The organism is Massilia sp. 9I (genome assembly GCF_902506415.1).
Taxonomy (GTDB): Bacteria; Pseudomonadota; Gammaproteobacteria; order Burkholderiales; family Burkholderiaceae_D; genus Telluria.
This window is the reverse complement of record NZ_LR733275.1, coordinates 1,838,800-1,864,377: the sequence shown is the minus strand read 5'-3', so window position 1 is coordinate 1,864,377 and position 25,578 is coordinate 1,838,800. Positions and strand designations below refer to the sequence as shown.

The following is a 25,578-nucleotide window of genomic DNA, read 5'->3' as shown; positions in this document are numbered from 1 at the left end:
GGGCAGCTTCGCTGCCCACGCGGTGATCGGACTCGGCTCCATCATCGAGCACGATGATCTTGCTGCCAACTATCACCGCGTGGGCGGGAAATCCGCCCACCCTACGATTAAACCACAAAGGCTTTTCAGCCGTTGCCTGTTAACCTTGTGGGTTGCCACCCATCAGTTCATCGAAAGCGATGGTCTTGGTGCTGACCTTTGCCTTACCGAGGACATAGTTAACGACGTTTTCTTCCAATACAAGAGCTTCCACTTCGGCCAGGCGGCGGCGGTCGCTGTAGTAGTACTTCAGGACTTCCTTCGGATCTTCGTAGCTCTGCGAGAAGTCTTCGATCTGTGCCTTGACCTGTTCCTGGGTTGCGTTCAGGTTGTTGTCGCTGACCAGCTGCGAAAGGATCAGGCCCAGGCGCACGCGGCGCTCGGCCTTGTCGGCGAACATTTCGGCCGGGAACGGCATTGCCTTGACGTCCATACCACGCTGCATCATGTCCTGGCGGGTCATCTCGGCCAGACGCTCCGAATCCTGCTGGATCATGGCCTTCGGCACTTCCATGTCGGTGGCCTTGACCAGGGCGTCCATCACGGCTTCCTTGTTGCGGGCCTTGACGCGGGCGGTGACTTCACGCTCCAGGTTGGTCTTGATGTCTTCGCGCATCTTCTCGATGGCGCCGTCTTCAATGCCCAGCGACTTCGCGAATTCCGCGTCGACTTCCGGCATGTGCGCCCACTCGAGCTTCTTCAGGGTGATGGTGAAGTCGGCGGTCTTGCCTGCCACGTCCTTGCCGTGGTAATCCTCAGGGAAGGCCAGCGGGAAGGTCTTGCTCTCGCCAACTTTCAGGCCGACGGTGGCGGCTTCGAACTCCGGCAGCATGCGGCCTTCGCCCAGCACGAAGGCGTAGTTGTCGGCCTTGCCGCCCGAGAACTCTTCGCCGTCGATCTTGCCGACGAAGTCGACGGTCACGCGGTCGCCGTTGGCAGCGACGGCGTCGCCGCCGGTGCCGTGCTCGCCTGCCTCACCCTTGGTGTGGTAGTGCACGCGCTGCTTGCGCAGGATGTCGATGGTCTTGTCGATTTCGGCGTCGCTCACGTCGGCAGCGACGGTTTCGACTTCCACATTGGCCAGGTCGCCGATCACGACTTCCGGGTAGACTTCGAAAGTCGCGTCGAAGGCCAGCATGCCTTCCGGCGCGTCCTCTTTCGGCTCGATTTTCGGGAAGCCGGCAACGCGCAGCTGGTTCTCGTTGGCAGCGTCATTGAAAGCACGGCCGACCTTGTCGTTCAGCACGTCGGATTCGATCTGGTAGCCGTATTGGGCCGCGACCATCTTGATCGGCACCTTGCCCGGACGGAAGCCCGGAGCCTTTGCCGTCTTGGCCTGCTGCTTGAGGCGCTTTTCGACCTCCGTACGGACGTCAGCTACCGGAAAAGTGATCGTCAAGCGACGCTCGAGTTTACCCAGGGTTTCGACTGCAGTTGCCATTATAAAAATCGTCCAAAAAAATAATTATTCGTGGTGCGAGGAGGGGGACTCGAACCCCCACACCATTGCTGGCGTCAGGACCTAAACCTGGTGCGTCTACCAATTTCGCCATCCTCGCTCAGGATTGCATTTTTGCCACAAAAACAAAGGGCGCCCGACAGTGAAACCGGCCGCCCTGCACTCCGCTGTTTAGGGGCTACAACTTCAATCGATTATTTTACTGGATTTTCTGACACTATTGGGCGTTTTTTGCTAGGCGTGCGGGGGATTGGAGCTCATCTATATAGACGTAAAGTAACTCGACCGTATGCATAATGAGTCGAACGCGTGGGCGGACAAGCCGCCCACCCTGGCGCCGGGCCACCTTGCAGGTAGGGTGGGCAAGTCTCTTGCCCACGCGGTCAGCAAGCAGACGAGCTTACGCAACTTTCGGGCCGACCGGCTTCTTGACCCTGAACCAGGCCGCGTACAGCGCCGGCAGGAACAGCAGAGTCAAGGCCGTCGCCACCAGCAGCCCGCCCATGATCGCCACCGCCATCGGCCCCCAGAACACGGAACGCGACAGTGGAATCATCGCCAGTGCAGCCGCCGCGGCGGTCAGCAGGATCGGGCGGCAACGCCGCACCGCCGCCTCGACGATCGCATCCCAGGCTTCGGCCCCGGTCGCGATGTCCTGCTCGATCTGGTCGACCAGGATCACCGAATTCCGGATGATCATGCCGAACAGTGCGATCACGCCCAGGTTCGCGACGAAGCCGAAGGGCCGGTCGAACACCAGCAGCGCCATCGCGGCGCCGGCGATGCCCAGTGGCCCGGTGAGAAAGACCAGCAGCGAACGCGAGAAGCTGTGCAATTGGAGCATCAGGAGCGTGAAGACGATGAACAGCACCAGCGGCACGTTGGCCATGATCGAGGCTTCCGCCTCCGAACTGTCGGCCGCGGCGCCCTCCACCGTCACGCGGTAGCCGGCCGGCAGCTTGCTGCGGATCTCGGCCAGTTTGGCGTCCACCTGTCCGGTGACGGTCGGGCCCTGGATGCCTTCGATCACGTCCGACTGGACCATGATGGCCCACTCGCGGCCCTCGCGCCACACCACGCCCGGCTCCCACACGAAGGCGACGCGCGCCACCTGCCCGATCGGCACGGCGCCGCCGCCGGCGGTCGGCACCAGCGCTTCCGACAGGCGCGTGATGGTCGAGCGCTCTTCCAGGGGCTGGCGCACGACGATGTCGATCAGGCGGTTGGTTTCGCGGAACTGGCCCACCGGGGTGCCGGTGAGCGTCGTGTTGATCACACGGCGCACCGCCTGCGAGGTCACGCCCAGCGCGCGCAGCTTGTCCTGGTCGAGGTCGAGCCGCAGCACTTTCACCGCCTCGTTCCAGTTGTCGTTGACGCCCACGGTGTTCGGGTTGGCGCGCATGACTTCCTTCACCTGGTCGGCCACGTTGCGCACGATGCCGATGTCCGGGCCCAGCACCTGGAACTGCACCGGATACGCCACCGGCGGCCCGTTCGGCAGCAGCTTGACGCGCCCGCGCACCTCGGGGAAGTCGTTGCGGAAGGCTGCTTCGATCTTCAGGCGCAGCGCTTCGCGCGCGTGCGCATCGACGGGCAGTACCACCAGCTGCGACACGTTCGACTGCGGGAAGATCTGGTCCAGCGGCAGGTAGAAGCGCGGGCTGCCGGTGCCGACGTAGCTGGTCACGCTCTGCACGCCCTGCTGCCCCTTGAGGAAGCTTTCGAAGCGCTTCACCACCGCCTCGTTGGCGGCGAAGCTGGTGCCTTCCGGCGACCACATCTCGACCATCAGCTCGGGACGGCTGGAATCCGGGAAGAACTGCTTCTCGATGAAGTTAAAGCCGAACACGCCCAGCGCGAACACGCCCAGGCTCAGCGCGATGGTGGTCTTGCGCCACTCGACGCACCAGTTCACCAGCCGGCGGAAACGCTGGTAGGCCGGGCTGTCGAACACGTCGTGCGAGGATTCGCCATGCCCGTGCGGCTTCACGCGCAGCAGGATGTAGCCGATGTAAGGCGTGAACACCACCGCCGCCACCCAGGAAATCAGGAGCGCCAGCGCGTTCACCGAGAACATCGTGAAGGTGTATTCGCCCGCCGCCGACTTGGCCAGGCCGATCGGCAGGAAGCCGGCGGCCGTGATCAGGGTGCCGGTCAGCATCGGCATTGCAGTCGAGGTATAGGCGAAGGTGGCCGCCTCGAAGCGCGACAGGCCCTCTTCCATTTTCCGCACCATCATCTCGACCGCGATGATGGCGTCGTCCACCAGCAGGCCGAGCGCGATGATCAGGGCGCCGAGCGAGATCTTGTGCAGCGAGATGTCGAGCACGCGCATGAAGAGGAAGGTAATCGCCAGCACCAGCGGGATGGTCAGCGCCACCACCAGGCCCGGACGCACGTCGATGCGCAGCTTGGGCTTGGTATGCAGGCCGAGCGCGATGAAGGAGACGGCCAAAACGATGATCACCGCCTCGATCAGCACCTTGACGAATTCGTTCACCGAAGCGGTGACGGCCTGCGGCTGGTCGGTGACCCGTTCCAGCTCGATCCCGACCGGCAGCTGGGCGCGGATGCGCGCCACGGTCGCGTCCAGGCCCTTGCCCAGCTTGATGATGTTCCCGCCCTTCTCCATCGACACGCCCAAGCCGATCACTTCCTTGCCGTTGAAGCGCATCTTGTCCTTGGGCGGATCCTGGTAGCCGCGCTTCACCACGGCGAAGTCGCCCAGGCGGAAGGTGGTGTTCCCGGCGCGCAGCTGCAGGTTTTCCAGCAGCTCGACGTTCTTGAATGCGCCGGTGACGCGCACCTGCAGGTAGTCGCTCGGCGTCACCAGCACGCCGCTGGCTTCGACCTGGTTCTGGGTCGCGATCTGGTTGACGATCTGCTCGAAGGGCACGCCCAGCTGGGCGAACTTCTTGCTGGAGAACTCGATGTAGACCTTCTCGTCCTGCACGCCGAACTGCTCGACTTTCGACACCAGCGGCACGGTGAGCAGCTGCTGGCGCACGAAGTCGGCGTAGTCGCGCATCTCGGCCTGGTTGAAGCCGTCGCCCGAGAGCGCGAAGATCGAGCCGTAGGTATCGCCGAATTCGTCGTTGAAGAAGGGCCCGATCACCCCCTGCGGCAAGGTGGCCGCCATGTCGCCGATCTTCTTGCGCACCTGGTACCAGGTCGGCGCGGTATCAAGCGGCGGGGTCGATTCGCGCAGCTCGAGGATGATGGTGGTCTCGCCCGGCTTGGAGAAGCTGCGGATGCGGTCGATGTAGGGCGTCTCCTGCAGCTTGCGCTCCAGCGGGTCGGTCACCTGCTCGGCCATCTGCACGGCGGTGGCGCCTGGCCACACGGCGCTGACCACCATCGCACGGAAGGTAAAGGGCGGATCCTCGTCCTGGCCCAGCTGCTGGTAGCTCAGGATGCCGCCGATGAGCAGCGCGGCGATCAGGTAGCGCGTGAGCGGGATGTGCTCCAGCGCCCAGCGCGACAGGTTGAAGCCTCTCATCGAGCGCCTCCCCCTACCGCGGCAGCCTCGGTATCACCGCGGCGCGATACGTCGGCGGTCAGGATGCGCACCTTCTGGCCGGGTTTCAGCAGATGCACGCCGGCCGTCACGACCGTCTGCCCGGGCTGCACACCGCTAGAAAGCAGGATGTCGTTGCCCGACTGCCCTGCCACCTGCACGCGGCGCAGCTGCACCGCATCCTTTTCGACCACCCAGACGCTGGTCACACCTTTGTCCTGCACCAGCGCGCTGAGCGGAACGCGCAGCTGGGAATCGCTTTCCTTGCGGGCTCCGGCCATGTCGACCGTCGCCGTCATGCCCAGGCGCGCTTCAGCGCTGGCCGGAATCGACACCTTCACGGTGTAGGTGCGGGTGGCCGGATCGGCCACCGGCGAGACTTCGCGGATCTTGCCGGGAATGAGGACGTCGCGGTTCGACCACAGGCGCACGTTGACGTCGCTCGCGTGGCGCAGCTGCTCGACCCGGTCTTCCGGAATGCCGATCACGACTTCCTTCTCATCGGTGCGGGCTACGCGCACCACCGGCGCACCGGCTGCCACCACCTGGCCAACCTCGGCGTCGACCGCCGTCACCACGCCGTTCGTATCGGATTCCAGATTGGCGTAGCCGGCCTGGTTCGACTGGCCGCGGAAGCCCGCGCGCGCAGCGTCGACGTTGGCCTGGGCCGCGCGCAGCGCCGCCTGCTTCGCATCCAGCACCGCCTGGCTGACGAAATTCTGGGCGCGCAGGTTCTGGTGGCGCTTATAGTCCGCCTGGGCCAGATCGCGCTCGGTCTCGGCGGCGCGCAGGGTGGCGCGGGCTTGCGCCTCGGCCAGGCGCAGGTCCTGCGGATCGAGCCGCATCAAGACCTGGCCGTCCTTGACGTTGGCGCCGACGTCGACCTTGCGCTCGACGATCTTGCCGCCGACCCGGAAGCCCAGGCGCGATTCGTAGCGCGGGCGCACGTCGCCCGAGAACTCGATGCGCTCGGCGCCATCGCCTGCGGCCAGCTTGATCGCGCGCACCGGGCGCACGTCTTCGGTTTTCGGCGCTGGTTTGTCGCAGCCGGCCAGCAGGGCAAGGAGAAGTGGCGCAGCATATGCGGCGCGGGTAAGGCGAAAATGCGGAAGAGCGAACACGGAAGTCCCCTGTCGATGGGTGCCAAGTTAGGGCATTTGTAATCAAGCAATTATAATCAGTGAAACTCTCAAGAACCCGACATTAGAGTCATCAGTCAAATATGCCAGTTGAGCATTACGAGAACTTCCCGGTTGCTTCCTTCCTGCTGCCGCGCCGCCTGGTGCCGGCGGTCGAGGCCATCTACGCCTTCGCACGCAGCGCCGACGACATCGCCGACGAGGGTAATGCCGCCCCGCCCGAGCGCCTGGCCGAGCTCGAGCGCTACGGACGCGAGCTGGCGGCCATCGAGCGCGGCGCCATTCCATGCGAGCCGCTGTTTGCGCGCCTGGCCGACGTGGTCACCGAATTCCGGCTGCCGGTGGCCCCCATGCACGACCTGCTGTCAGCCTTCCGCCAGGACGTGGTGACGGCCCGCTATGCCGACTACACCGCCCTGCTCGATTACTGCCGGCGCTCGGCCAATCCGGTCGGACGCCTCATGCTGGAACTCTACGACGCCGTGGACGAGCGCAACCTGCGCGATTCGGACGCAATCTGCACTTCCCTACAGTTGATTAATTTCTGGCAAGACGTCGCCATCGACCTGGCCAAGGGCCGCATCTACCTGCCGCTGGAAGACCTGGAACGCCATGGCGTGAGCGAAGCCGACCTGGCAGCCAGTCCCGCGACCCCGGCCTGGCGCGCGCTGATGCGCTTCGAAGTGGACCGGGCGCGCGCCCTGATGCTGAGCGGCGCTCCGCTGGTGCGCCGCCTGCCGGGCCGCATCGGCTGGGAACTGCGCCTCATGGTGCAGGGCGGCCTGCGCATCCTGGAAGCCATCGAGCGCGCCGACTACGACGTGTTCCGGCGCCGCCCGACGCTGGCCCCGTCCGACTGGATCGTGGTCGGCTGGCGCGCGCTACGCATGTAGGGTGGGCGGGTCTTCCGCCCACGCGGTGATACCTGGAACACGATTGGCCACGACGGATCTGGCGCCTGTTGACCGCGTGGGCGGGGAACCCGCCCACCCTACAACACCTCCCATCGGCTAAGATAGCGGATTCGCTTCGCATACCAACAGCAATAAATACATGTCCCCCGACGAATACTGCCAGCAAAAGACGGTCCAAAGCGGCTCCAGCTTCTATTACAGCTTCCTGTTCCTGCCCCCGGAGCGCCGCCGTGCGATCACCGCGCTGTACGCCTTCTGCCGCGAGGTGGACGACACCGTCGACGAGACCTCGGACGCATCGGTGGCCCGCATCAAGCTGGCCTGGTGGCGCACCGAGGTGTCGACCATGTACAAGGGCAGCCCAACGCACCCGGTGACGCAGGCGCTGCAGCCGCACGTCGCTGCTTACCACCTCGAAGAACAGCACCTGCAGGCGATCATTGACGGCATGGAGATGGACCTGGACCAGAGCCGCTACCTCGACTACGCCGGCCTGCAGAAGTATTGCTGGCGGGTGGCGGGCGTGGTCGGCATCCTGTCCGCCAGCATCTTCGGCTACAGCGACCCGCAAACCCTGGCCTATGCCGAAAAGCTCGGCCTGGCCTTCCAGCTCACCAACATCATCCGCGACGTCGGCGACGATGCGCGCAAGGGCCGCATCTACATTCCGGTGAACGAGCTCCAGCAGTTCAACGTGACTGCCGCCGACATCCTCAATTTCCGCCATAGCGAGAAGTTCGAGGCGTTGATGCAGTACCAAGACGAGCGCGCCCAGCGCACCTATGACGAGGCGCTCGCCCTGCTGCCGAAGCAGGATCGCCGCGCCCAGCGTCCGGGCCTGATGATGGCGGCGATCTACCGCACCCTGCTGGATGAAATCGCACGCGAGAACTTCCAGGTGCTGAACCAGCGCATCTCGCTGACGCCGCTGCGCAAGCTGTGGCTGGCCTGGAAGACCTATGTCCGCACCTGAGGGGGCCCTAGCGGTCCTGGTCGCCGGCGGCGGGTGGGCCGGCTGCGCCGCCGCGGTCGAGCTAAGCGCCAGCGGCGCCCGGGTCACGCTGGCCGAGAGCGCCCGCACGCTTGGCGGACGCGCCCGGGGCGTCGAGGTGAACGGCAAGCTGCTCGACAACGGCCAGCACATCCTGCTGGGCGCCTACCACGAGACCCTGCGCCTGCAACGCCAGGTCGGCATCGATCCGGACCAGGCCATGCTGCGCCTGCCGGTCCAGATGCGCTATCCGGAGGGTGCCGGCGGGATGGATTTCGTCGCCCCGCGCTGGCCGGCGCCTTTGCACCTGCTGGGCGCGCTGCTTCGCGCCACGGGCCTGGCACGTGAGGACAAGCTGGCGCTGGCCCGCTTCACGACCGCCGCCCGCACCATGGGCTGGGTGCTGTACCAGGACTGTTCCGTCCATGAGCTGCTCGAGCGCTTCGGCCAGACCGAGCGCCTGGCGCGCCTGCTCTGGTACCCGCTGTGCATCGCGGCCCTGAACACGCCGCCTGCGCGCGCTTCCGCCAAGGTCTTCCTCGCCGTGCTGCGCGACAGCCTGGGCGCCAGGCGCCGGGCGGCGTCCGACATGCTGCTGCCACGGATGGACATGGGGGCGCTGTTCCCCCAAGCGGCCGCGCGCTACCTCGGAGAGCACGGCGCAACCGTGCTGACCGGGACCAAGCTCAGCGCCATCGCGCGCGCAGGCGACGGCTGGCAGGTGACGCTGAACGACCGCCAGGCCACGTTCGATGCGGTGGTGCTGGCCACGCCGGCCACGCAGTCGGCGTCGCTCCTCGCCCCGCACGTCCCCGAACTTGCGCAGCAGCTCTCGGCTCTGGGATACGAGCCGATCGCCACCTGCTACCTGCAGTACGAAGCCTCCGTCCGCCTCGACCTGCCCTTTTACGCCCTGTTTGATGACCCGGGCGCCGGCCGCTGGGGCCAGTTCGCTTTCGACCGCGGCCAGCTCGACGCTGCGCAGCCAGGTCTGCTGGCAGTCGTCGTCAGCGCCGCCGGCGACGCCGCCCGGCTCGACCAGGACGCGCTGGCGGCCGCCATTGCCGCCCAGCTGGCCCAGGACCTGCGCCGCCCGGAACTGGCCACGCCCACCTGGACGCGGGTGATCACCGAGAAGCGCGCCACCTTCTCCTGCACCCCCGGCCTGGTCCGCCCCGGCATTGAGACGCCGCTGCCGGGACTGGTGCTGGCGGGCGACTATACGGCCAGCGACTACCCGGCCACGCTGGAAACGGCGGTGCGCAGCGGTGTTACGGCCGCGACGGTTATCCGCTCCTACGGCACCCTGCCCCGCGAAAACCGCAGCCTGTCGCACGGTGGTAGCCCCGTGGACCCGACTTCCGTAAGGTAGCAGCATCGACACACCCCTTACGGATCGTACAACATGAACAACATCCAACTCGGTTTGCGCACCCTCGGCCTGCTGGCCCTGGTGGTCCTCAGCACCGCGGTGCTGGTCAAGCCGGAACTGATCGGCGGCTCCACGTTGGCGATCGGCGCAATCCCGGTGCTGGCGCATCACTGACATTGGAAGAACGGCAGCACATGGGCAAACTGGAATATCTCGACGCGCTCAAGCGGGCCATGACCGGCCTGCCGCCTGAAACCCAGGCCAAGACCCTGGCCTGGTACGAGCAGCGCTTCGTCGACGGCGTGGCCGCGGGCCGCAGCGAGGAAAGCATCGCCGAGGAGCTCGACGACCCGCGCAAGGTCGCGGTGACCCTGCGCACCAGCGCCCACATGAGCGCCTTCAGCGAGAAAAAGAGCCCGGCGAATGCCCTGCGCCTGGGCGTGGCCGGCGTCGGCCTGCTGGTCTTCAACCTATTCATGGCGATCCCTGCGGCGGTCTACGCGGCGCTGCTGGTCGCGGTCTACTGCAGCGCGCTCGGCTTCTACGTGTCGGGCATCGCCATCACGGCGAGCGGCCTGGCCGGCGCCAATGAGCTGGTCCTGAACAATCCGCTGCACCGCATCGAAGTGATGGAGGACGGCGAGCGCCGCGAAACCCGGGAAAACGTGCGCACCCGCGTCTCGATCGGCCAGCAGGGCATCCACATCTTTGAAGAAGATCCGGCCGAGCCGGCGGACATGGACAGCGAGCCGAACGACGAAGCCAAGTCGGCGATGGTGATCCGGCGCGCCGAAAAGGTCGCCGACACCGGCGTGCAGATCACCACCGACATGGATGGCGAATCGCGCACCACCCAGACCCTGTTCGGGCTGGTCATGGTACTGGGCGGGATCCTGCTGTTCCTGCTGTCGCTGGTCATCACCAAGTATACGTTCGCCGGTCTCAAGCGCTACTTCAAGATGAACATGTCGCTGTTGAAGGGGGCCTGAACCATGCGCGCTTTGCTGAAAGTGGGTTTTAGCCTGCTGGTGCTGGCCTTCGTCCTGATCGGCCTGAGCTACGGCATGCTACGCGCCAACGGCGTGACGGCGAAAGCCGAGGGACGCCAGGTGTCGAGCGAGACGCGCGAGATCGCGGGCAGCGTCAGCGCGGTGGAACTGGAGGGGCCGATCAACCTGAGCGTGCGCTACGGCGCAGCGCCTGCGATGAAGGTGCGCGGCGAATCGCGCCTGCTGAACAACATCGACGTCAGCAACGACGGCTCGACCCTGCACATCGGCATCCGCGGCATGGTGCTCAGCCACCGCCATCCGCTCGAAGTCGAGCTGGTGCTGCCGCGCCTGGAAAGCATCACGATCGACGGCAGCGGCGCCAGCACCGTCAACGGCTTCTCGGGCGAGCGCATCGACGTGCGCATGGAAGGCCGCGGCAGCCTGCGCTTCAACGGGCGCTTCCAGGAAGTGGATGCGGCCCTGAGCGGCAACGGTGAACTCGACCTGAACGCCGGCGCCAGCATCGAACGCTTCGAGGCGGTACTCACCGGCTCCGGCCACATGACCATCGTCGGCAGCGTCAAGGAACTGCATGCCAATGCCAGCGGTTCCGGCGAACTCGATGCCCGCCACCTGCGCGCCGACAAGGTCGAAGTGAGCCAAACAGGCTCGGGCCGCAGCACGGTTCAGGCGCGCCAGACCCTGTCGGCTTCGATCTCGGGCAGCGGCGACGTCGAAGTGACCGGCAACCCGGCCGAGCGCAGCGTCAGCCGCACCGGCAGCGGCGCGGTTACTTTTTCCGATTGATCCAGTCGAGCGCGTCGCGTCCCGCGGCCCGGCCGCTGCCGAAGCAGGCGGTCAGCAGGTAGCCGCCGGTCGGCGCCTCCCAGTCGATCATCTCCCCCGCCACGAACACGCCCGGCAGCGCGCGCAGCATGGCGCTGCCGCCTTCCAGTGCTTCGAAACGCACGCCGCCGGCGCTGCTGATCGCTTCATCGATCGGACGCGGGCGCCGTAGCACCACGGGCAGCGCCTTAAGCGCGGCCGCCAAGCTGGCCGGATCTCCGTACGCTTCCTTCGACAGGCATTCGTGCAGCAGGCCCACTTTAACTCCCTTGATGCCGAGGCGGCCCTGCAGGTGGCTGGACACCGAACGCGAGCCGCGCGGCCGCGCCACTTCATCGAGCACACGCCCGGCGTCCAGGTCCGGCAGCAGGTCGAGCCAGATGGTGGCGCTGCCGCTCTGGGCGATCTGGTCGCGCAGGGGCGCCGAGATCGCGTACACCAGGCTGCCCTCGATGCCGGTCGCGGTGACCACGAACTGGCCCTGGCGGCGCAGCATCTCGCCGTTGCGGCCACGCCAGGCGATGGCGACGGTGGTCAAGGGTGCGCCCGCGTGCTTCTCGCTGAAATGCGCGCTCCAGTCGACGTCGAAGCCGCAGTTGGACGGGACCAGAGGCGCGACCTCCACATTCTTGTCAGCCAGCAGCGGCGCCCAGGCGCCGTCGGAACCCAGCCGTGCCCAGCTCGCGCCGCCCAGGGCCAGCACGCTGGCGTCGGCCTCGACCAGGATCTCGCCTTCCGGCGTGGCGATGCGCAGACGCCCGTCCTGCCAGCCGAGCCAGCGGTGCCGCATGTGGAAGCGCACGCCGGCCTCGCGCAGGCGGTGCAGCCAGGCGCGCAGCAGCGGCGCCGCCTTCATCTCAAGCGGGAAGACCCGGCCGGAAGTGCCGACAAACGTATCGATGCCGAGACCGTGGATCCAGTCGCGCACCGCCTGCGGATCGAAGCCGTCCAGCCAGCGGGCGACTTCCCCTGCACGGGCGCCATAGCGGCCGCGGAATGCGGGCAGGTCCTCGGAATGGGTGATGTTCATGCCGCCCTTCCCGGCCAGCAGGAACTTGCGGCCGACGGAGGGCATCGCATCATAGACGTCCACCTGCACGCCACCCGCCGCCAGGACTTCGGCCGCCATCAGGCCGGCGGGGCCGCCGCCGATCACGGCGACGCGTTGAAGGTGGCGAACAGGCTGGTTCATCGGGGAAGTCGAGGGAGGCAGAGGAGCGGCATTGTAGTCGAGATTCCACCTCGCATAGAAATGTAAAGGGAGCTTGACATGTCTAGTTTCCTTGACTACGATGTCAAGCATACTTTACTTCACGGAGGATGTCATGCACGAAAAGCGGGTAGGCCGCGCGTACACACGCGAGATGCTGGGATCGCTGGCGCTGTACACGGTACTGCTGGTCCTTGCGATCCGCTGGGGCCGGCCAATGGAAGAAGGCGTGGCGCGCACACTGGTGCTGCTGTCGCCGATGACCGGCTTCGGCCTGGCGCTGTGGGCCATCGCGCGCCACTTCGGCCGCATCGACGAGTACGTGCGCATGCGCCTGCTGGAAAACGTCGCGCTGGCCGCGGGCATCACCGCTGGCCTGACCTTCACCTATGGCTTCCTCGAGACCGCCGGCTACCCGAAACTGTCGATGTTCACGGTGTGGTGCGTGCTGTGCGGCGCAACCATGCTCGTCCAGCTGGCGCGCAAGCTGCTCGATCGATGAAGAACCACATCCGAGCCCTGCGCGCCGAGCGCGGATGGAGCCAGGCCGAACTCGCCGAGATGCTCGACGTCTCGCGCCAGAGCGTGAACGCGATCGAGACGGGGCGTTACGATCCCAGCCTGCCGCTCGCCTTCGCCGTTTCCCGACTATTCAAGTTACCGATCGAATCGATCTTCACCCCTGACCAGGAGCCCGCATGAAAACCACCTTGTTCGCAGCTGTATTCGCCGCATCCCTGGCTGCCTCGACGCCGGCCCTGGCGCAGACGACTCCCGCACAGCCCAACCGCTTCCTCGCAGCCCAGCCGGCTGCCGCCGAGCGCTTCGAGCTCAAGGGCATGCTGGTCGAGCGCCACGGCAGCGGGCCGCGCGCCCTGATCCTGGTGCCGGGCCTGTCCAGCGGCGGCTGGGTATGGAGCCAGATGGTGCGCGACTTCGCACCCACCCACAGCGTCTACGTGGTCACCCTGCCCGGCTTCGACGGCCGCCCGGCGGTGAGCGGCGACCCGTTCGACGCCAGTCGCGACGCGCTGGCCGAACTGGTGGTTAGCCGCAAGCTGGTGAAGCCGGTAGTGGTCGGCCACAGCATCGGCGCCACGCTCGCCCTCGCGTTGGCCGAAGAACGGCCGCAGCAGATCGGCGGCGTGGTCGCCATCGACGGCCTGCCGGTGTTCCCGCGCACCGAGGACATGCCGCCGGAGCAGCGCGCCGTGATGGCGGAGAAGACCCGCCAGCAGATGGCGGCATTGTCGGCCCCGGCCTTCGCCGCGCAACAGCTGGCCTACATGCGCAGCATCGGCATGGTCGACATGGGCAAGGCCGACGATGCCGCCCGCCTCAGTGCGCGCAGCGATCCGCAGGCCGTCGCCGCCTACATGGGCGCGGCGCTGGCGCGCGACCTGCGCCCGGGCCTGACGCGCATCGAAGCGCCCGTGCTGGTGCTGGCGCCCTACTTCGCGCCCGACGCGCCGCTCCTGAATAACATGACCGCGGCGGACAAGGTGGCGTATTATCGGGAACTGATGGCCGGCACCCCGAAGCTGGAAGTCGAGACCATCGACAAGGCACGCCACTTCACCATGATCGACCAGCCCGAAGCGGTCAGCGAGGCCGTCCGCCGTTTCCTGAAGCGCCTTTGAACCGATAGGAGCACAGCATGCAGAAAATGATCTACTGGGGAGGACAATACCTGCTCGCGGCAAGCACCATGTTCGCGCTGCTGGTCTGCATCGACGTGTTCCTGCGCGGCGAAGCCTTCGCGCGCATCTGGCCGATGTCCCTGGCCTGGTCGCTGATGGCAGCCGCAATCTTCGTCGCCTCACGCTATTACCGCAGCGATGCGGGCGCCCTGCCGCCGCGCCGGCGCTGATCACCACTCCTCCAAGCTGCATCAAGACGGAACCAGGGCGGCAGGCCCATACTGCCGCCCTGGCATATGCATGTATTTGCCATATCTATAAGATTCCGCTTGACAATAGTTTTAACAGGAATATTCTTGTACGCGCAATAACGAACGATGGCTTCCCGCTCGACGAGGAATCCACGATTCGCGAAGGCAGTCCGTTTCAACATCTTGGAGGATGTGTATGTCGGTAATGACAAGGGCAGCAATGTCCCGTAGGACGGTGCTGGGCGCAATCGCGTCCGCGCCACTCTGGATGCAGTCCGCATGGGCGCAGCCAAACAACCTGAAAATCTCCCACCAGTTCCCGGGCGGCAGCATCGCCGAAGGCGATTTCCGTGACCGCTTGTGCCGCATGTTCGCGGCCGACGTCGAACGGCGCACCCGTGGCGGCATGAAGTTCTCGATCTATCCCAACTCGAGCCTGATGGCCCCGAACGCCCAGTTCGCGGCCCTGCGCAGCGGCGGCCTGGACATGGCGCTGGTGCCGCTGTCGTATGCCGGCGCCGAGGCGCCGGAAGCGAACATCGGCCTGATGCCGGGCCTGGTCACCTCGTACGAACAGGGTTACGCCTGGAAGAATGCCCCGGTCGGCAAGGAGCTGACGCGCATCCTGCACGACCAGGGCCTGGTGGTGGTCAGCTGGATCTGGCAGGCCGGCGGCGTCGCTTCGCGCGGCAAGCCGATCCTGCATCCGGAAGACGTGGCCGGCCTCAAGGTGCGTGGCGGCTCGCACGAGATGGATCGCCTGCTCCAGGATGCCGGCGCCACGGTGGTCAACATGCCGTCCAATGAGATCCAGGCCGCGATGCGCGAAGGCAGGCTCGATGCTGCGCTGACCTCCTCGACCTCGCTGATCTCGTTCCGCCTGCAGGAGTCCAGCCGTGCGCTGACCACGGCGCGCGGCGGCGCCTACTGGTTCATGTTCGAGCCCCTGATGATGTCGCGCACCGTGTTCGACCGCCTCACCAAGCAGCAGCAGGCGGCGGTGATGGCGGTGGGCGCCGAGCTGGAAGCCTTCGCACGCAAGGCCGCGCGCGCCGACGATGCGGCGGTGGCGGCGGTCTATGCCAAGAGCGGCGCCCAGGTGGTGGACATGAACGCCGACGCCCTGCGCAAATGGCAGGCGGTCGCGCGCACCAATGCATGGCGCGAGTACGGCGAGCGCAGCGCCAACTGCGCCAGGCTGCTGGAACTGGCCGAGCAGTCGATCGCGATGATCTGAACCCGGCGGCGGGCGCTCAGCCGCCCGTCACTGGAGGGAAGAACGCCACTTCGGCCCCGTCGGCGACCGCCGTCTCGGGGCCGCACATCACCTGGTCGCAGGCCATGCGCACGGCGCGATCCTGGCCCAGCGCTTCCGCCCAGGCGCCGCCGCGTGCGACCAGGGCCTCACGCACCGCGCCCACGGTCGCCGCGCCCTGCGGCAGTTCCAGGCTGTCCTGGCCGGTGCCGAGCGCTTCCCGCACCGAGGCGAAAAATTTCAAGCTGATCTTCATGCTCATCCTAGTGCTGCAGTTCGGCGAAGGGAATGAAGCGCACCAGGTCGCCCTCGGCGATCGGCTGGCCCGGCGGGTTGTCCACCAGGCCGTCGCCCCAGACGGTCGAGGTCAGCACGCCCGAACCCTGGTTCGGGAACAGGTCCAATCCACCGGCCGCGTTCACCCGAACGCGCAGGAATTCGTTGCGGCGGTCGGCTTTCGGCAGCGAGAAGTCGGCGCGCAGCGCGTAGCCACGCGGCTCCACCGGACCAGTCGCCCCCTGCAGGCGCAACAGGAAGGGCCGCACGAACAGCAGGAAGGTGATGAAGCTCGACACCGGGTTGCCAGGCAGGCCAATGAAGAACGCAGAACCTTCTTCGCGGTTGATTTCACCGAAAGCCAGCGGCTTGCCCGGCTTAACCGCGATCTGCCACATGTTCAGACGCCCTTCGGCTTCGACCGCGGGCTTGATGTGGTCTTCTTCGCCGACCGATACGCCGCCCGAGGTAATGATCAGATCGTGCTCTTGCGCCGCCTTGCGCAGCATCTCCTGGGTCGCGTCCAGCGAATCCGGCACGATGCCGTAGTCGGTGAATTCGCAGCCGAAATTTTCCAGCAGGCCGCGCAAGGTGAAGCGGTTGGAGTTGTAGATGGCGCCGGGCTTGAGCGCTTCGCCCGGCATCGCCAGTTCGTCGCCGGTGAAGAAGACCGCGACGCGCACGCGGCGCAGCACCGGCAACTGGGCCAGGCCGACCGACGCCGCCAGCCCAAGTTCCTGGCTGCGCAGGCGCGTGCCCGCTGGCAGGATCACCGAGCCGGCTGCGACGTCCTCGCCCTGGCGACGGATCCATTCGCCGGATCGCGGCGCATGGCGCACGGTGACGCTGTCGCCCACCGCCTCGCACTGCTCCTGCATCACGACCGCATCGGCGCCTGGCGGAATCAGGGCGCCGGTGAAGATGCGGGCGGCCGTGCCCGGCTCCAGCGGCTCGCCGACCTGGCCGGCCGGAATGCGCTGGGCCACGCGCAGGGTCGCGCTGCCGCTCTCGCAATCGGCGGCGCGCACCGCGTAGCCGTCCATTTGGGTGTTGTCGGCGGACGGTACGTCGATGGTCGCCAGCTGGTCTTCGGCCAGCACGCGGCCGTTGGCTTCCAGGGTCGGCACGACCTCGCTGGCCGTGACCGGACGCACCGCGTCCAGCAATTGGGTCAGCGCCTCGCGAACGGACAGCATCGGAGCCTTCATCTCACAGCCCCGTATGCTGGGCGATATAGGCCTTCATGCTATCCACGTCGGGACGCATGACCACGAAGCGCTGCGGCAGCGTTTCGATGTCCTCGAAACCGCTCGGGCGCTCTGCATCGGCCCCCAGCGCTTCCAGGATGGTCTCGTTGAACTTCGCCGCCAAGGCGGTTTCCAGCACGATCATCGGCACGCCCGGCTGCATGTGTTCGCGCGCGACCTTGATGCCGTCCGCAGTGTGGGTGTCGATGGTGATCTCGTAGTCGTCGGCCACGTCGCGGATGGTCGCCAGGCGATCTGCATGGGTCGATTTGCCCGAGGCGAAGCCGTATTGGCCCACCAGCTTCCACTCGTCGCCGTCGCTGCCCTGCGCGCCGGACAGGTCGAAACCGCCATGGGTGTCGACCTTCTTGAACAGCGCATGGGTGCGATCGGCATCGCGGCCCACCAGTTCGTAGACGAAGCGCTCGAAGTTGGAGGCCTTGGAGATGTCCATCGACGGGCTGCTGGTGTGATAGGTCTCGGCAGGTTTGCGCACGCGGTAGACGCCGGTGCGGAAAAATTCGTCGAGCACGTCGTTCTCGTTGGTGGCCGCGACCAGTTTATCGATCGGCAGGCCCATCATGCGGGCGATGTGGCCGGCGCAGATGTTGCCGAAATTCCCGGACGGGACAGTGAACGACACCTTCTGGTCGTTACTGGTGGTGGCGGCCAGGTAGCCGCGGAAGTAATAGACCACCTGCGCGACCACGCGCGCCCAGTTGATCGAATTGACCGTGCCGATCTTGTGACGCGCCTTGAAGGACAGGTCGTTCGACACCGCCTTGACCATGTCCTGGCAGTCGTCGAACACGCCTTCGACAGCGATGTTGAAGATGTTCGGGTCCTGCAGGCTGAACATCTGTGCGGTCTGGAAGGCGCTCATCTTGAGGTGCGGCGACAGCATGAACACGCGCACGCCGCGCTTGCCGCGCATCGCATACTCGGCCGCGCTGCCGGTGTCGCCGGAGGTGGCGCCGAAGATGTTCAGCTCATCGTTGTTCTTGGCCAGCGCGTATTCGAACAGGTTGCCAAGCAGTTGCATGGCCATGTCCTTGAAGGCCAGGGTCGGGCCATTGGACAGCGCCTGCAGGACCAGCTTGCCCTGCGCGCCGTCTTCCAGCACGCGCAGCGGGGTGATGTCGTTCGCGGATTCGTCGGCGCGCGCGTTGCGGTAGACCTCGGGGGTGTAGGTCTTCGCGGTCAGGGCGCGCAGGTCGGCGTCGGGAATGTCGGTCGCAAATTTGCGCAGGATTTCGTAGGCGAGGTCGGCGTAGGAGAGCTTGCGCCAGGCGTCGAGCTCCGCGCCGGTGACCTGCGGGTATTCCTCAGGGAGGTACAGGCCGCCGTCCGGGGCCAGGCCGGCCAGCAGGATGTCGGAGAAACGCTGGGGATTGCGTGCTGCGGACGCGCTGGTCGCGCGGGTGGAGACGTAATGCATACGGTAGGAGATCCGGTTCGGGCCAAAGTTGAACTTTTATTATAGCGTCCGAATGGCTCGTATGCTGTGGTGCAAAAAAGTTGGGGGGCTGCGGTGCGAACTTGAATCCCGGCCTGCGCCGGGATGACGCGCTGGAGCAGCAGGCAAAAAAGTAATACCACTAACTTTAAGACCGTCGTCCCGGCGAAGGCCGGGACCCAAGTTGACCTTGAACTCAGCAGGCCGCGTGATTCACCGTCACCACATGCACCGCAAGACCACCCAGCGAAGTCTCCTTGTACTTCACCTGCATGTCCGCCCCGGTCTGGCGCATGGTCTCGATCACGTTGTCGAGGCTCACGAAGTGGGTGCCGTCCCCTTTCATCGCCAGCGAGGCCGCGGTGATCGCCTTGATCGCGCCCATGCCGTTACGCTCGATGCAGGGAATCTGCACCAGGCCGCCGATCGGGTCGCAGGTCATGCCCAGGTGGTGTTCGATGCCGATTTCGGCCGCGTTCTCGATGCGTTCATTCGAACCACCGAGCGCCGCCACCAGGCCGGCCGCAGCCATCGCGCAGGCCACGCCGACCTCGCCCTGGCAGCCGACCTCCGCGCCGGAAATGGAAGCGTTCTTCTTGCACAGCATGCCGATCGCGGCGGAGGTGAGCAGGAAGTCGCGGATGCCCTTGGCCGCGTCAAGCGGGCGGCAATCCTCGGCGTAGTAGCGCAGCACCGCCGGGATGATGCCGGCCGCGCCGTTGGTCGGGGCGGTCACGACACGGCCGCCGGCCGCGTTCTCTTCGTTCACCGCCATCGCGAACAGGGTCACATGGTGCGTCGCATCATGCGGCAACTCGTTGACGCGCTTGCCCTCGGTGCAGTGGGCCTGCTGCCACAGCTTGGCGGCGCGGCGCTTGACGTTCAGGCCACCCGGCAGCTGGCCTTCGGTGACCAGGCCGTGGGCGATACAGTCGCGCATCACGTTCCAGATCCGGTCCAGGCCCGCGTCGAGATCTGCCTCGCTTATGCGCGACAGCTCGTTCGCACGCAGCATGTGCGGGATCGACAGTCCGTGTTCCCTGCCCTGCGCCAGCAGTTCGGTCATGGTACTGAACGGGAATGGCACCTGCACGCTCGATGCGTCGGCCGCCCGGTTCTGGCCTTCGCCCGCGGCGGTGATGAAGCCGCCGCCCACCGAGTAGTAAATGCGTTCGATGATGCTGCCGTCCGCCAGCTGCAGCACGAACTTCATGCCGTTCGGGTGCTCGGGCAGGGTCGACTGCTTGTGCCATACCAGGCCCGTGCGGTATTGGAAGGCCACTTCCTTCTCGCCCAGGAGCTTGAGCTTGCCGTCCATCTCGGCTTCGGCCAGCTTGTCCTCGACCGTATCGGGGTCGACGCCCTGCGGGGTCTCGCCCATCAGGCCGAGGATCACGGCCTTGTCGGTGGCGTGGCCGACGCCGGTCAGGGCCAGCGACCCATACAGGTGGGCTTCGACGCCCACGGCCTGCTCGAGCGAACCGCATTCCAGCAGGAAGCGGCGCGCCGCCACCATCGGTCCCACCGTGTGGGAGCTCGACGGCCCGATACCGATCTTGAACAGATCAAAAACACTCATGTCCATCGTTGTCTCGACTTTTCAGTTTTTTATTATTGTGTTGATTGCTACGACTCAGGCGGCCACGCCCACGTCGATGTTCTTCAGCATGCTGGCTACCATCTCTTCCACGCCGATGCGTGCCTTCCAGCCCCAGTCGCTGCTGGCGCGGCTGTCGTCCAAGCTCTTCGGCCAGGAATCGGCGATCTGCTGGCGGCTGTCCGGCTTGTAGGCGATCTCGAATTCCGGCAGCGCCTTCTTGATGGCGGCGGCCAGCTCGCGCGGGTTGAAGGAGACGCCCGCCACGTTGTACGAGGAACGGATCGCGATCTTCTCGCTCGGCGCGTCCATCAGTTCGATGGTAGCGCGGATCGCGTCCGGCATGTAGATCATCGGCAGCGTGGTTTCCGGACCCAGGAAGCACTCGTAGGTCTCGCCCTTGAGCGCCGAGTAGAAGATGGCGATCGCATAGTCGGTGGTGCCGCCGCCTGGAGGCGACTTGAAGCTGATGATGCCCGGGTAGCGGATCGAACGCACATCCACGCCGTACTTGCTGTGGTAGTACTCGCACAGGCGCTCGCCGGCCAGCTTGCTGATGCCGTAGATCGAGGTCGGGTCCATCACCGCGTACTGCGGGGCGGGATCGGCCGGGGTGTTCGGGCCGAAGGCCGCGATCGACGATGGCCAGAACACCTTCAGCAGCTTGCCCGCCTCGCCACGCTCGCGCGCCACTTCCAGGATGTTCAGCAGGCCGTCCATGTTCAGGGTCCAGGCCTTGAGCGGGGCCTTTTCACCGGTAGCCGACAGCAGCGCCGCCAGCTGGTAGACCTGGGTGATGGCCTCCTGCTCGATCAGGGAAGACAGGCGTTCGCGGTCCAGCACGTCGAGCTGGGTGTAGCGCGCCGCGCCGTAGACGTTGTTGGCGCCGATGTCCGAGGCGATCACGTTATCCGCGCCGTGCTGCTCCGCCAGTGCGGTAACCAGCTCGCTGCCGATCTGGCCGTTGGCGCCGATGATGAGGATGCGTTCCATTGTTCTGTTCCGATCTTATTGATTCTTGAGGATGCCCAGCTCTTTGCCGGCTTGTTCGAAGGCCTTGAGCACCGTGTCCAGCTGCTCGCGGGTGTGCGCGGCCGACAGCTGTACGCGCACGCGCGCCTGGCCCATCGGCACCACCGGGTAGAAGAAGCCCGACAGCAGCACGCCCAGTTCGAACATGCGGGCGGCGAATTTCTGGGCGATCGGCGCGTCGAACAGCATCACCGGCACCACCGGATGGGTGCCCGGCTTGATGGTGAAGCCGATGCGCTCGATCTCCTTGCGGAAGTAGGCGGTGTTCTCGTGCAGGCGGTCGCGCAGCTCGGTCGACTTCGAGATGCGGTCCAGCACCGACAGGCTGGCGCCGGCGATCATCGGCGCCAGGGTGTTCGAGAACAGGTAGGGACGCGACTTCTGGCGCAGGGTCTCGATGACTTCCTTGCGGCCCGAGGTGAAGCCGCCCATCGCGCCGCCCAGGGCCTTGCCCAGGGTGCCGGTGATGATGTCGATCTTGCCGATCACGCCGCAGTGCTCGTGGGTGCCGCGGCCGGTCTTGCCCATGAAGCCCGATGCGTGCGATTCGTCGATCATGGTAAGGGCGCCGTACTTCTCTGCCAGCGCGACGATCTTGTCCAGCTGGGCGATGGTGCCGTCCATCGAGAACACACCGTCGGTGACGATGATCTTGTGGCGCTTGCCGGCTTCGGTAGCGGCGACCAGCTGCTTTTCCAGGTCGGCCATGTCGTTGTTGGCGTAGCGGTAGCGCGCGGCCTTGCACAGGCGGACGCCGTCGATGATCGAGGCGTGGTTCAGGGCGTCGGAGATGATCGCATCGTTCTCGTCGAACAGCGGCTCGAACACGCCGCCGTTGGCGTCGAACGCGGCCGCGTACAGGATCGTGTCTTCGGTGCCGAGGAATTCCGACAGCTTCTGCTCCAGTTCCTTGTGCACGGTCTGGGTGCCGCAGATGAAGCGCACCGAGGACAGGCCGTAGCCGTATTTTTCCAGGGCGGCGGCGGCGGCCTGGGAGGTCTGCTCGTCGCCGGACAGGCCCAGGTAGTTGTTGGCGCACATATTGATGAGCGTACGGCCGTCCTGCGAAACCACTTCGGCGCCCTGGCGCGAAGCGATCACGCGCTCCGGCTTGAACAGGCCGTCGCTGCGCAGCGTGTCGAGTTTCGCTTGCAGGCCGCTATAGAATGCTCCGTCGCTCATTGTTTACCCCTCCTGGATTCGACCGGCTTGACCGGCGGTTGGCGAATGTCGTATCGTTGGCTCGTTCGATTCAAGAAACCAAGTTCTGTATGTCGAACGTAAATTCAATATATTGAATATTACCCCCAGCTAATGAACTTGGCAAGCCACGCTAATAAGCATATTCAGGTAATGACTAAAACTCTAACAAATAACGCTCCGCCCGAAGTTGGCGCCACGCTACAGCGCCTGCGCCTGGCGCGCGGCCTGACCCTGGAAGATCTGTCGCGGATCGCCGGCGTGTCCAAGTCGATGCTGTCCCAGATCGAGCGCGAAAAGGCAAATCCCACCATCGCCATCACCTGGCGCCTGGCCAACGCCCTGGGCGTGGAGATCGGCGAGCTGCTGTCGTCCGAGGTACGGGCGGTGGACCTGATCCGCGTCGTGGACGCCCACGAGACCCCCACCCTGCCCGGCGCCCACGCCGGCTATTCATTGCGCATCCTGGGTCCGATGGACCTGGCGGGCAAGTACGAATGGTATGAACTGACGCTGGCGCCCGGCGGCGAGATCGCCTCGCAGGCCCACGATCCGGGCACCAAGGAGCACCTGACCGTCATTACCGGCACCATCGAGCTGGAAGTGGGGGCCGAGAAGAAGAAGATCAAGCATGGGGGGACGGCGCGCTATCCGGCGGATCATGATCATGTGATCCGCAATGCGGGGAAGACAGAGGCGAAGGCTCTGTTGGTCGTCGTGCAACGGTAGCGTGGGCGGGTCTTCCCGCCCACGCGGTCAGTGACAGCAAGTTCGGACGCTGCGAGCATGCTTCCGCTAACTATCACCGCGTGGACGGCAAGCCGCCTACCCTACAAAAACAACGGCCACTCATATTGAGTGGCCGTTTTTACATCAAGGCGTCAGCTTAGTTGCTGCCGCCTACCGCCGCCGGAGCGGCTTCGCCCATCTTCAGCTCGCGCGCCAGGAAGCCCCAGCGATCCGCCACCTCTTCGATCTGCTTGGTGGTCGGCTTGCCCGCGCCGTGACCAGCCTTGGTCTCGATGCGGATCAGCACCGGCGCGGCGCCCGCCTGCGCAGCCTGGGCCGCAGCGGCAAACTTGAAGCTGTGCGCCGGCACCACGCGGTCATCGTGGTCGGCCGTGGTGACCATGGTCGCCGGATAGCAGCTGCCCGGTTTCAGGTTGTGCAGCGGCGAGTACTTGACCAGGGCCTTGAACTCATCCGGGTTCTCCGATGAGCCGTAGTCCGAGGTCCAGGCCCAGCCGATGGTGAACTTGTGGAAGCGCAGCATGTCCATCACGCCGACCGCCGGCAGCGCGGCGCCGAACAGCTCCGGACGCTGGGTCATGGCGGCGCCCACCAGTAGGCCGCCGTTGGAACCGCCGCCGATCGCCAGCTTCGACGGCGAGGTGACCTTGTTGGCCACCAGCCATTCGGCCGCGCCGATGAAGTCGTCGAACACGTTCTGCTTCTGCAGCTTGGTGCCGGCCTGGTGCCAGGCTTCGCCGTATTCGCCGCCGCCGCGCAGGTTGGCCACCACGTAGACGCCGCCCATCTCCATCCAGGCCAGGTTGGCCGGCGAGAAGCCCGGGGTCATCGAGATGTTGAAGCCGCCGTAGCCGTACAGGTAGGTCGGGTTCTGGCCGTCCAGCTTCAGGCCCTTCTTCGACACGATGAACATCGGGACCTTGGTGCCGTCCTTGCTGGTGTAGAACTGCTGGCGGGTTTCGTACTGCGACGGATCGAAGTCGACCTTCGGCTGGCGGAACACAGTGCTCTGGCCGTTCTTCAGGTTCAGGCGGTAAATCGTGGTCGGGGTGGTGAAGCCGGTGAACGAATAGAAGGTCTCGCTCTCACCGCGCTTGCCCGACAGGCCGCCCACCGAACCGATGCCCGGCAGCTTGATCTCGCGCACCAGCTTGCCCTTGAGGTCGTGCACGCGCACGACGCTCTGCGCATCCTTCAGGTATTTGAGCACCAGCTGGTTGTTGATGATGTCGGCGCCGGCCAGGGTATCGGCGCCCTCGGCGACGATCTCTTTCCAGTTGCTTTCCGCCGGTTTGCTCACGTCGATCGCGATGATGCGCTTTTTCGGCGCATTGCGGTCGGTACTGAAGTAGAACACGCTGCCGACGTTGTCGATCAGGTTGTAGCCTGCCTCGAAATTGTCGACCAGGTCGACCACTTTCGAATCGGCCTTGCTGAGGTCCTTGTACGAGACGCGGTTCTTCGGCGCGGTGCCCTTGGTGGTGGTGATCACCAGGTAGCGGCCGTCGTCGGTGGTGCTGCCGCCGAAGCCCCATTCCTTCTGGTCCTGGCGGTCGTAGACCAGGGTGTCGCTGCTTTGCGGCGTGCCGAGGCGGTGGAAGTACAGCTTCTGGAAGTAGTTCACGTCGGCCAGCTTGGTGCTTTCCTTCGGCTCGTCGTAGCGGCTGTAGAAGAAGCCCTTGCCGTCCTTGGTCCAGGCGGTGCTCGAGAACTTGACCCACTTGATGTGGTCTTCCAGGTCCGTGCCGGTGGCGATGTCGCGCACGCGGATCTCGTTCCAGTCCGAACCCGAGGCTGCGACGCTGTAGGCCAGCAGCTTGCCGTCCGGGCTGACTTCCATGCCGGCCAGGGCGACGGTGCCGTCCGAGGACATGGTGTTCGGGTCGAGCAGCACGCGCGGGGTGTCGGCCAGGGTCTTGAGGGTGTACAGCACCGACTGGTTCTGCAGGCCGTCGTTGCGGGTGTAGAAGTAGCGGCCGCCTTCCTTGCCCGGGACGCTGTAGCGCTCGTAGTTCCACAGCTTGGTCAGGCGCTCGCGGATCGCCGCGCGCTGCGGGATCTGAGCCAGGTAGGCCTGGGTCAGCTTGTTCTGCGCGGTCACCCACTCCTTGGTCTCGGCGCTGTTCGCGTCCTCGAGCCAGCGGTAGGGATCGGCCACCGAGGTGCCGTGGTAGTTGTCGGTCTGGTCGACCTTCTTGGTCACCGGGTAGGTGACGGACGGTCCTTTTGCCGGGCAGCTTTGTGCCAGCGCCGTGTTGGCGCCGAAGGCCGCGGCCAGCAGGGCGACGAGCGTTGCGTGTCTCAGGGTCATGTCGATCTCATTCGAGTTATTCATGGGGTCGGCTTGCGCCGAAGCCCATCATAACGCGAATTGTCGGGCTCGCATATGCATCGC

Annotated in this window: 23 protein-coding genes and 1 tRNA gene; 12 read left to right on the top strand and 12 right to left on the bottom strand. The window is 65.6% G+C overall.

All coding sequences use genetic code 11. The features are described from left to right. Positions 1–139 precede the first annotated feature (139 nt). From tig to GV068_RS08420, 4 genes are all read right to left on the bottom strand, one after another. Positions 140–1,480 (bottom strand): trigger factor, encoded by a 1,341-nt coding sequence (gene tig / locus GV068_RS08435; protein ID WP_159696900.1) that lies wholly within the window; start codon positions 1,478–1,480, stop codon positions 140–142. Between the two features lie 31 nt (positions 1,481–1,511). Continuing rightward, positions 1,512–1,598 (bottom strand) — tRNA-Leu (locus tag GV068_RS08430). Between the two features lie 300 nt (positions 1,599–1,898). Continuing rightward, positions 1,899–4,997: an efflux RND transporter permease subunit gene (locus GV068_RS08425; protein WP_159696899.1), complete on the bottom strand. Its 3,099-nt coding sequence runs from the start codon at positions 4,995–4,997 to the stop codon at positions 1,899–1,901. After that, positions 4,994–6,136 (bottom strand): efflux RND transporter periplasmic adaptor subunit, encoded by a 1,143-nt coding sequence (locus GV068_RS08420; RefSeq protein ID WP_159696898.1) that lies wholly within the window; start codon positions 6,134–6,136, stop codon positions 4,994–4,996. The genes GV068_RS08425 and GV068_RS08420 overlap by 4 nt, the downstream gene beginning before the upstream one ends. Before the next feature lie 101 nt (positions 6,137–6,237). Here GV068_RS08420 and hpnC point away from each other — a divergent pair, with 101 nt between their 5' ends. The 6 genes from hpnC (at position 6,238) to GV068_RS08395 (ending at position 11,230) form a co-directional block, all read left to right on the top strand. Further along, positions 6,238–7,047, top strand: coding sequence for a squalene synthase HpnC (gene hpnC, locus GV068_RS08415; RefSeq protein WP_159696897.1), 810 nt, complete (start codon positions 6,238–6,240; stop codon positions 7,045–7,047). A 160-nt stretch (positions 7,048–7,207) separates the two neighbouring features. Continuing rightward, a complete protein-coding gene (gene hpnD, locus GV068_RS08410) occupies positions 7,208–8,041 on the top strand; it encodes a presqualene diphosphate synthase HpnD (RefSeq protein WP_159696896.1) in 834 nt (277 codons plus the stop codon). Continuing rightward, positions 8,028–9,431: a hydroxysqualene dehydroxylase HpnE gene (hpnE, locus tag GV068_RS08405; RefSeq protein WP_159696895.1), complete on the top strand. Its 1,404-nt coding sequence runs from the start codon at positions 8,028–8,030 to the stop codon at positions 9,429–9,431. Before hpnD ends, hpnE begins: the two co-directional genes overlap by 14 nt. A gap of 33 nt (positions 9,432–9,464) precedes the next feature. After that, positions 9,465–9,605 (top strand): hypothetical protein, encoded by a 141-nt coding sequence (locus GV068_RS24920; protein ID WP_201303260.1) that lies wholly within the window; start codon positions 9,465–9,467, stop codon positions 9,603–9,605. Positions 9,606–9,625: 20 nt separating this feature from the next. Next, positions 9,626–10,420, top strand: coding sequence for a DUF1700 domain-containing protein (locus tag GV068_RS08400; protein ID WP_159696894.1), 795 nt, complete (start codon positions 9,626–9,628; stop codon positions 10,418–10,420). A gap of 3 nt (positions 10,421–10,423) precedes the next feature. Further along, a complete protein-coding gene (locus GV068_RS08395; protein ID WP_159696893.1) occupies positions 10,424–11,230 on the top strand; it encodes a head GIN domain-containing protein in 807 nt (268 codons plus the stop codon). On the opposite strand, the gene GV068_RS08390 is transcribed toward GV068_RS08395, so the two are convergent. Further along, positions 11,214–12,461 (bottom strand): TIGR03862 family flavoprotein, encoded by a 1,248-nt coding sequence (locus GV068_RS08390; RefSeq protein ID WP_159696892.1) that lies wholly within the window; start codon positions 12,459–12,461, stop codon positions 11,214–11,216. The genes GV068_RS08395 and GV068_RS08390 overlap by 17 nt on opposite strands. Positions 12,462–12,594: 133 nt before the next feature. Between GV068_RS08390 and GV068_RS08385 the strand changes: the two genes are divergently transcribed. The 5 genes from GV068_RS08385 to dctP all read left to right on the top strand — a co-directional run bounded on the left by GV068_RS08385 (position 12,595) and on the right by dctP (position 15,607). Then, positions 12,595–12,981 (top strand): hypothetical protein, encoded by a 387-nt coding sequence (locus GV068_RS08385; RefSeq protein ID WP_159696891.1) that lies wholly within the window; start codon positions 12,595–12,597, stop codon positions 12,979–12,981. Further along, positions 12,978–13,181: a helix-turn-helix transcriptional regulator gene (locus GV068_RS08380; protein ID WP_159696890.1), complete on the top strand. Its 204-nt coding sequence runs from the start codon at positions 12,978–12,980 to the stop codon at positions 13,179–13,181. Before GV068_RS08385 ends, GV068_RS08380 begins: the two co-directional genes overlap by 4 nt. Next, positions 13,178–14,119, top strand: a complete 942-nt coding sequence (locus GV068_RS08375; RefSeq protein ID WP_159696889.1) for an alpha/beta fold hydrolase — start codon at positions 13,178–13,180, stop codon at positions 14,117–14,119. Before GV068_RS08380 ends, GV068_RS08375 begins: the two co-directional genes overlap by 4 nt. Before the next feature lie 17 nt (positions 14,120–14,136). Next, entirely contained in the window at positions 14,137–14,349 is a 213-nt protein-coding gene (locus GV068_RS08370) for a hypothetical protein (protein ID WP_159696888.1), read from the top strand. A gap of 241 nt (positions 14,350–14,590) precedes the next feature. Next, positions 14,591–15,607 (top strand): TRAP transporter substrate-binding protein DctP, encoded by a 1,017-nt coding sequence (dctP, locus tag GV068_RS08365; protein ID WP_229463905.1) that lies wholly within the window; start codon positions 14,591–14,593, stop codon positions 15,605–15,607. 16 nt (positions 15,608–15,623) lie between these two features. Here dctP and moaD read toward each other — a convergent pair whose 3' ends face one another. The 6 genes from moaD to kbl all read right to left on the bottom strand — a co-directional run bounded on the left by moaD (position 15,624) and on the right by kbl (position 22,415). After that, positions 15,624–15,881 (bottom strand): molybdopterin converting factor subunit 1, encoded by a 258-nt coding sequence (gene moaD / locus GV068_RS08360; RefSeq protein WP_159696886.1) that lies wholly within the window; start codon positions 15,879–15,881, stop codon positions 15,624–15,626. Between the two features lie 7 nt (positions 15,882–15,888). Next, positions 15,889–17,097 carry a gephyrin-like molybdotransferase Glp gene (gene glp, locus GV068_RS08355; protein WP_159696885.1) on the bottom strand — a complete coding sequence of 403 codons (1,209 nt, stop codon included), beginning with the start codon at positions 17,095–17,097 and terminating at the stop codon, positions 15,889–15,891. Between the two features lie 13 nt (positions 17,098–17,110). Continuing rightward, complete coding sequence (thrC, locus tag GV068_RS08350; protein ID WP_159696884.1) at positions 17,111–18,586, bottom strand: threonine synthase; 1,476 nt, start codon at positions 18,584–18,586, stop codon at positions 17,111–17,113. Positions 18,587–18,800: 214 nt separating this feature from the next. Beyond that, complete coding sequence (locus GV068_RS08345) at positions 18,801–20,189, bottom strand: L-serine ammonia-lyase (RefSeq protein WP_159696883.1); 1,389 nt, start codon at positions 20,187–20,189, stop codon at positions 18,801–18,803. A gap of 48 nt (positions 20,190–20,237) precedes the next feature. Then, positions 20,238–21,194, bottom strand: a complete 957-nt coding sequence (locus GV068_RS08340; RefSeq protein WP_159696882.1) for an NAD-dependent epimerase/dehydratase family protein — start codon at positions 21,192–21,194, stop codon at positions 20,238–20,240. Between the two features lie 15 nt (positions 21,195–21,209). Further along, a complete protein-coding gene (kbl, locus tag GV068_RS08335) occupies positions 21,210–22,415 on the bottom strand; it encodes a glycine C-acetyltransferase (protein ID WP_159696881.1) in 1,206 nt (401 codons plus the stop codon). A gap of 171 nt (positions 22,416–22,586) precedes the next feature. On the opposite strand from kbl, the gene GV068_RS08330 reads away from it, so the two are divergent. Next, positions 22,587–23,162, top strand: a complete 576-nt coding sequence (locus GV068_RS08330) for a helix-turn-helix domain-containing protein (protein WP_159696880.1) — start codon at positions 22,587–22,589, stop codon at positions 23,160–23,162. A gap of 157 nt (positions 23,163–23,319) precedes the next feature. Here the strand turns inward: GV068_RS08330 and GV068_RS08325 are convergent, their stop codons facing one another. Continuing rightward, complete coding sequence (locus GV068_RS08325; RefSeq protein WP_159704754.1) at positions 23,320–25,494, bottom strand: prolyl oligopeptidase family protein; 2,175 nt, start codon at positions 25,492–25,494, stop codon at positions 23,320–23,322. Positions 25,495–25,578 lie beyond the last annotated feature (84 nt).

What these genes read in the sequence shown, in the direction of transcription:
- tig (WP_159696900.1), bottom strand. Translation starts at nt 1,480, where the DNA reads ATGGCAACTGCAGTCGAAACCCTGGGTAAACTCGAGCGTCGCTTGACG.
- GV068_RS08425 (WP_159696899.1), bottom strand. Translation starts at nt 4,997, where the DNA reads ATGAGAGGCTTCAACCTGTCGCGCTGGGCGCTGGAGCACATCCCGCTC.
- hpnC (WP_159696897.1), top strand. Translation starts at nt 6,238, where the DNA reads ATGCCAGTTGAGCATTACGAGAACTTCCCGGTTGCTTCCTTCCTGCTG.
- hpnD (WP_159696896.1), top strand. Translation starts at nt 7,208, where the DNA reads ATGTCCCCCGACGAATACTGCCAGCAAAAGACGGTCCAAAGCGGCTCC.
- hpnE (WP_159696895.1), top strand. Translation starts at nt 8,028, where the DNA reads ATGTCCGCACCTGAGGGGGCCCTAGCGGTCCTGGTCGCCGGCGGCGGG.
- GV068_RS24920 (WP_201303260.1), top strand. Translation starts at nt 9,465, where the DNA reads ATGAACAACATCCAACTCGGTTTGCGCACCCTCGGCCTGCTGGCCCTG.
- GV068_RS08400 (WP_159696894.1), top strand. Translation starts at nt 9,626, where the DNA reads ATGGGCAAACTGGAATATCTCGACGCGCTCAAGCGGGCCATGACCGGC.
- GV068_RS08395 (WP_159696893.1), top strand. Translation starts at nt 10,424, where the DNA reads ATGCGCGCTTTGCTGAAAGTGGGTTTTAGCCTGCTGGTGCTGGCCTTC.
- GV068_RS08390 (WP_159696892.1), bottom strand. Translation starts at nt 12,461, where the DNA reads ATGAACCAGCCTGTTCGCCACCTTCAACGCGTCGCCGTGATCGGCGGC.
- GV068_RS08385 (WP_159696891.1), top strand. Translation starts at nt 12,595, where the DNA reads ATGCACGAAAAGCGGGTAGGCCGCGCGTACACACGCGAGATGCTGGGA.
- GV068_RS08380 (WP_159696890.1), top strand. Translation starts at nt 12,978, where the DNA reads ATGAAGAACCACATCCGAGCCCTGCGCGCCGAGCGCGGATGGAGCCAG.
- GV068_RS08375 (WP_159696889.1), top strand. Translation starts at nt 13,178, where the DNA reads ATGAAAACCACCTTGTTCGCAGCTGTATTCGCCGCATCCCTGGCTGCC.
- GV068_RS08370 (WP_159696888.1), top strand. Translation starts at nt 14,137, where the DNA reads ATGCAGAAAATGATCTACTGGGGAGGACAATACCTGCTCGCGGCAAGC.
- dctP (WP_229463905.1), top strand. Translation starts at nt 14,591, where the DNA reads ATGTCCCGTAGGACGGTGCTGGGCGCAATCGCGTCCGCGCCACTCTGG.
- moaD (WP_159696886.1), bottom strand. Translation starts at nt 15,881, where the DNA reads ATGAAGATCAGCTTGAAATTTTTCGCCTCGGTGCGGGAAGCGCTCGGC.
- glp (WP_159696885.1), bottom strand. Translation starts at nt 17,097, where the DNA reads ATGCTGTCCGTTCGCGAGGCGCTGACCCAATTGCTGGACGCGGTGCGT.
- thrC (WP_159696884.1), bottom strand. Translation starts at nt 18,586, where the DNA reads ATGCATTACGTCTCCACCCGCGCGACCAGCGCGTCCGCAGCACGCAAT.
- GV068_RS08345 (WP_159696883.1), bottom strand. Translation starts at nt 20,189, where the DNA reads ATGGACATGAGTGTTTTTGATCTGTTCAAGATCGGTATCGGGCCGTCG.
- GV068_RS08340 (WP_159696882.1), bottom strand. Translation starts at nt 21,194, where the DNA reads ATGGAACGCATCCTCATCATCGGCGCCAACGGCCAGATCGGCAGCGAG.
- kbl (WP_159696881.1), bottom strand. Translation starts at nt 22,415, where the DNA reads ATGAGCGACGGAGCATTCTATAGCGGCCTGCAAGCGAAACTCGACACG.
- GV068_RS08330 (WP_159696880.1), top strand. Translation starts at nt 22,587, where the DNA reads ATGACTAAAACTCTAACAAATAACGCTCCGCCCGAAGTTGGCGCCACG.
- GV068_RS08325 (WP_159704754.1), bottom strand. Translation starts at nt 25,494, where the DNA reads ATGACCCTGAGACACGCAACGCTCGTCGCCCTGCTGGCCGCGGCCTTC.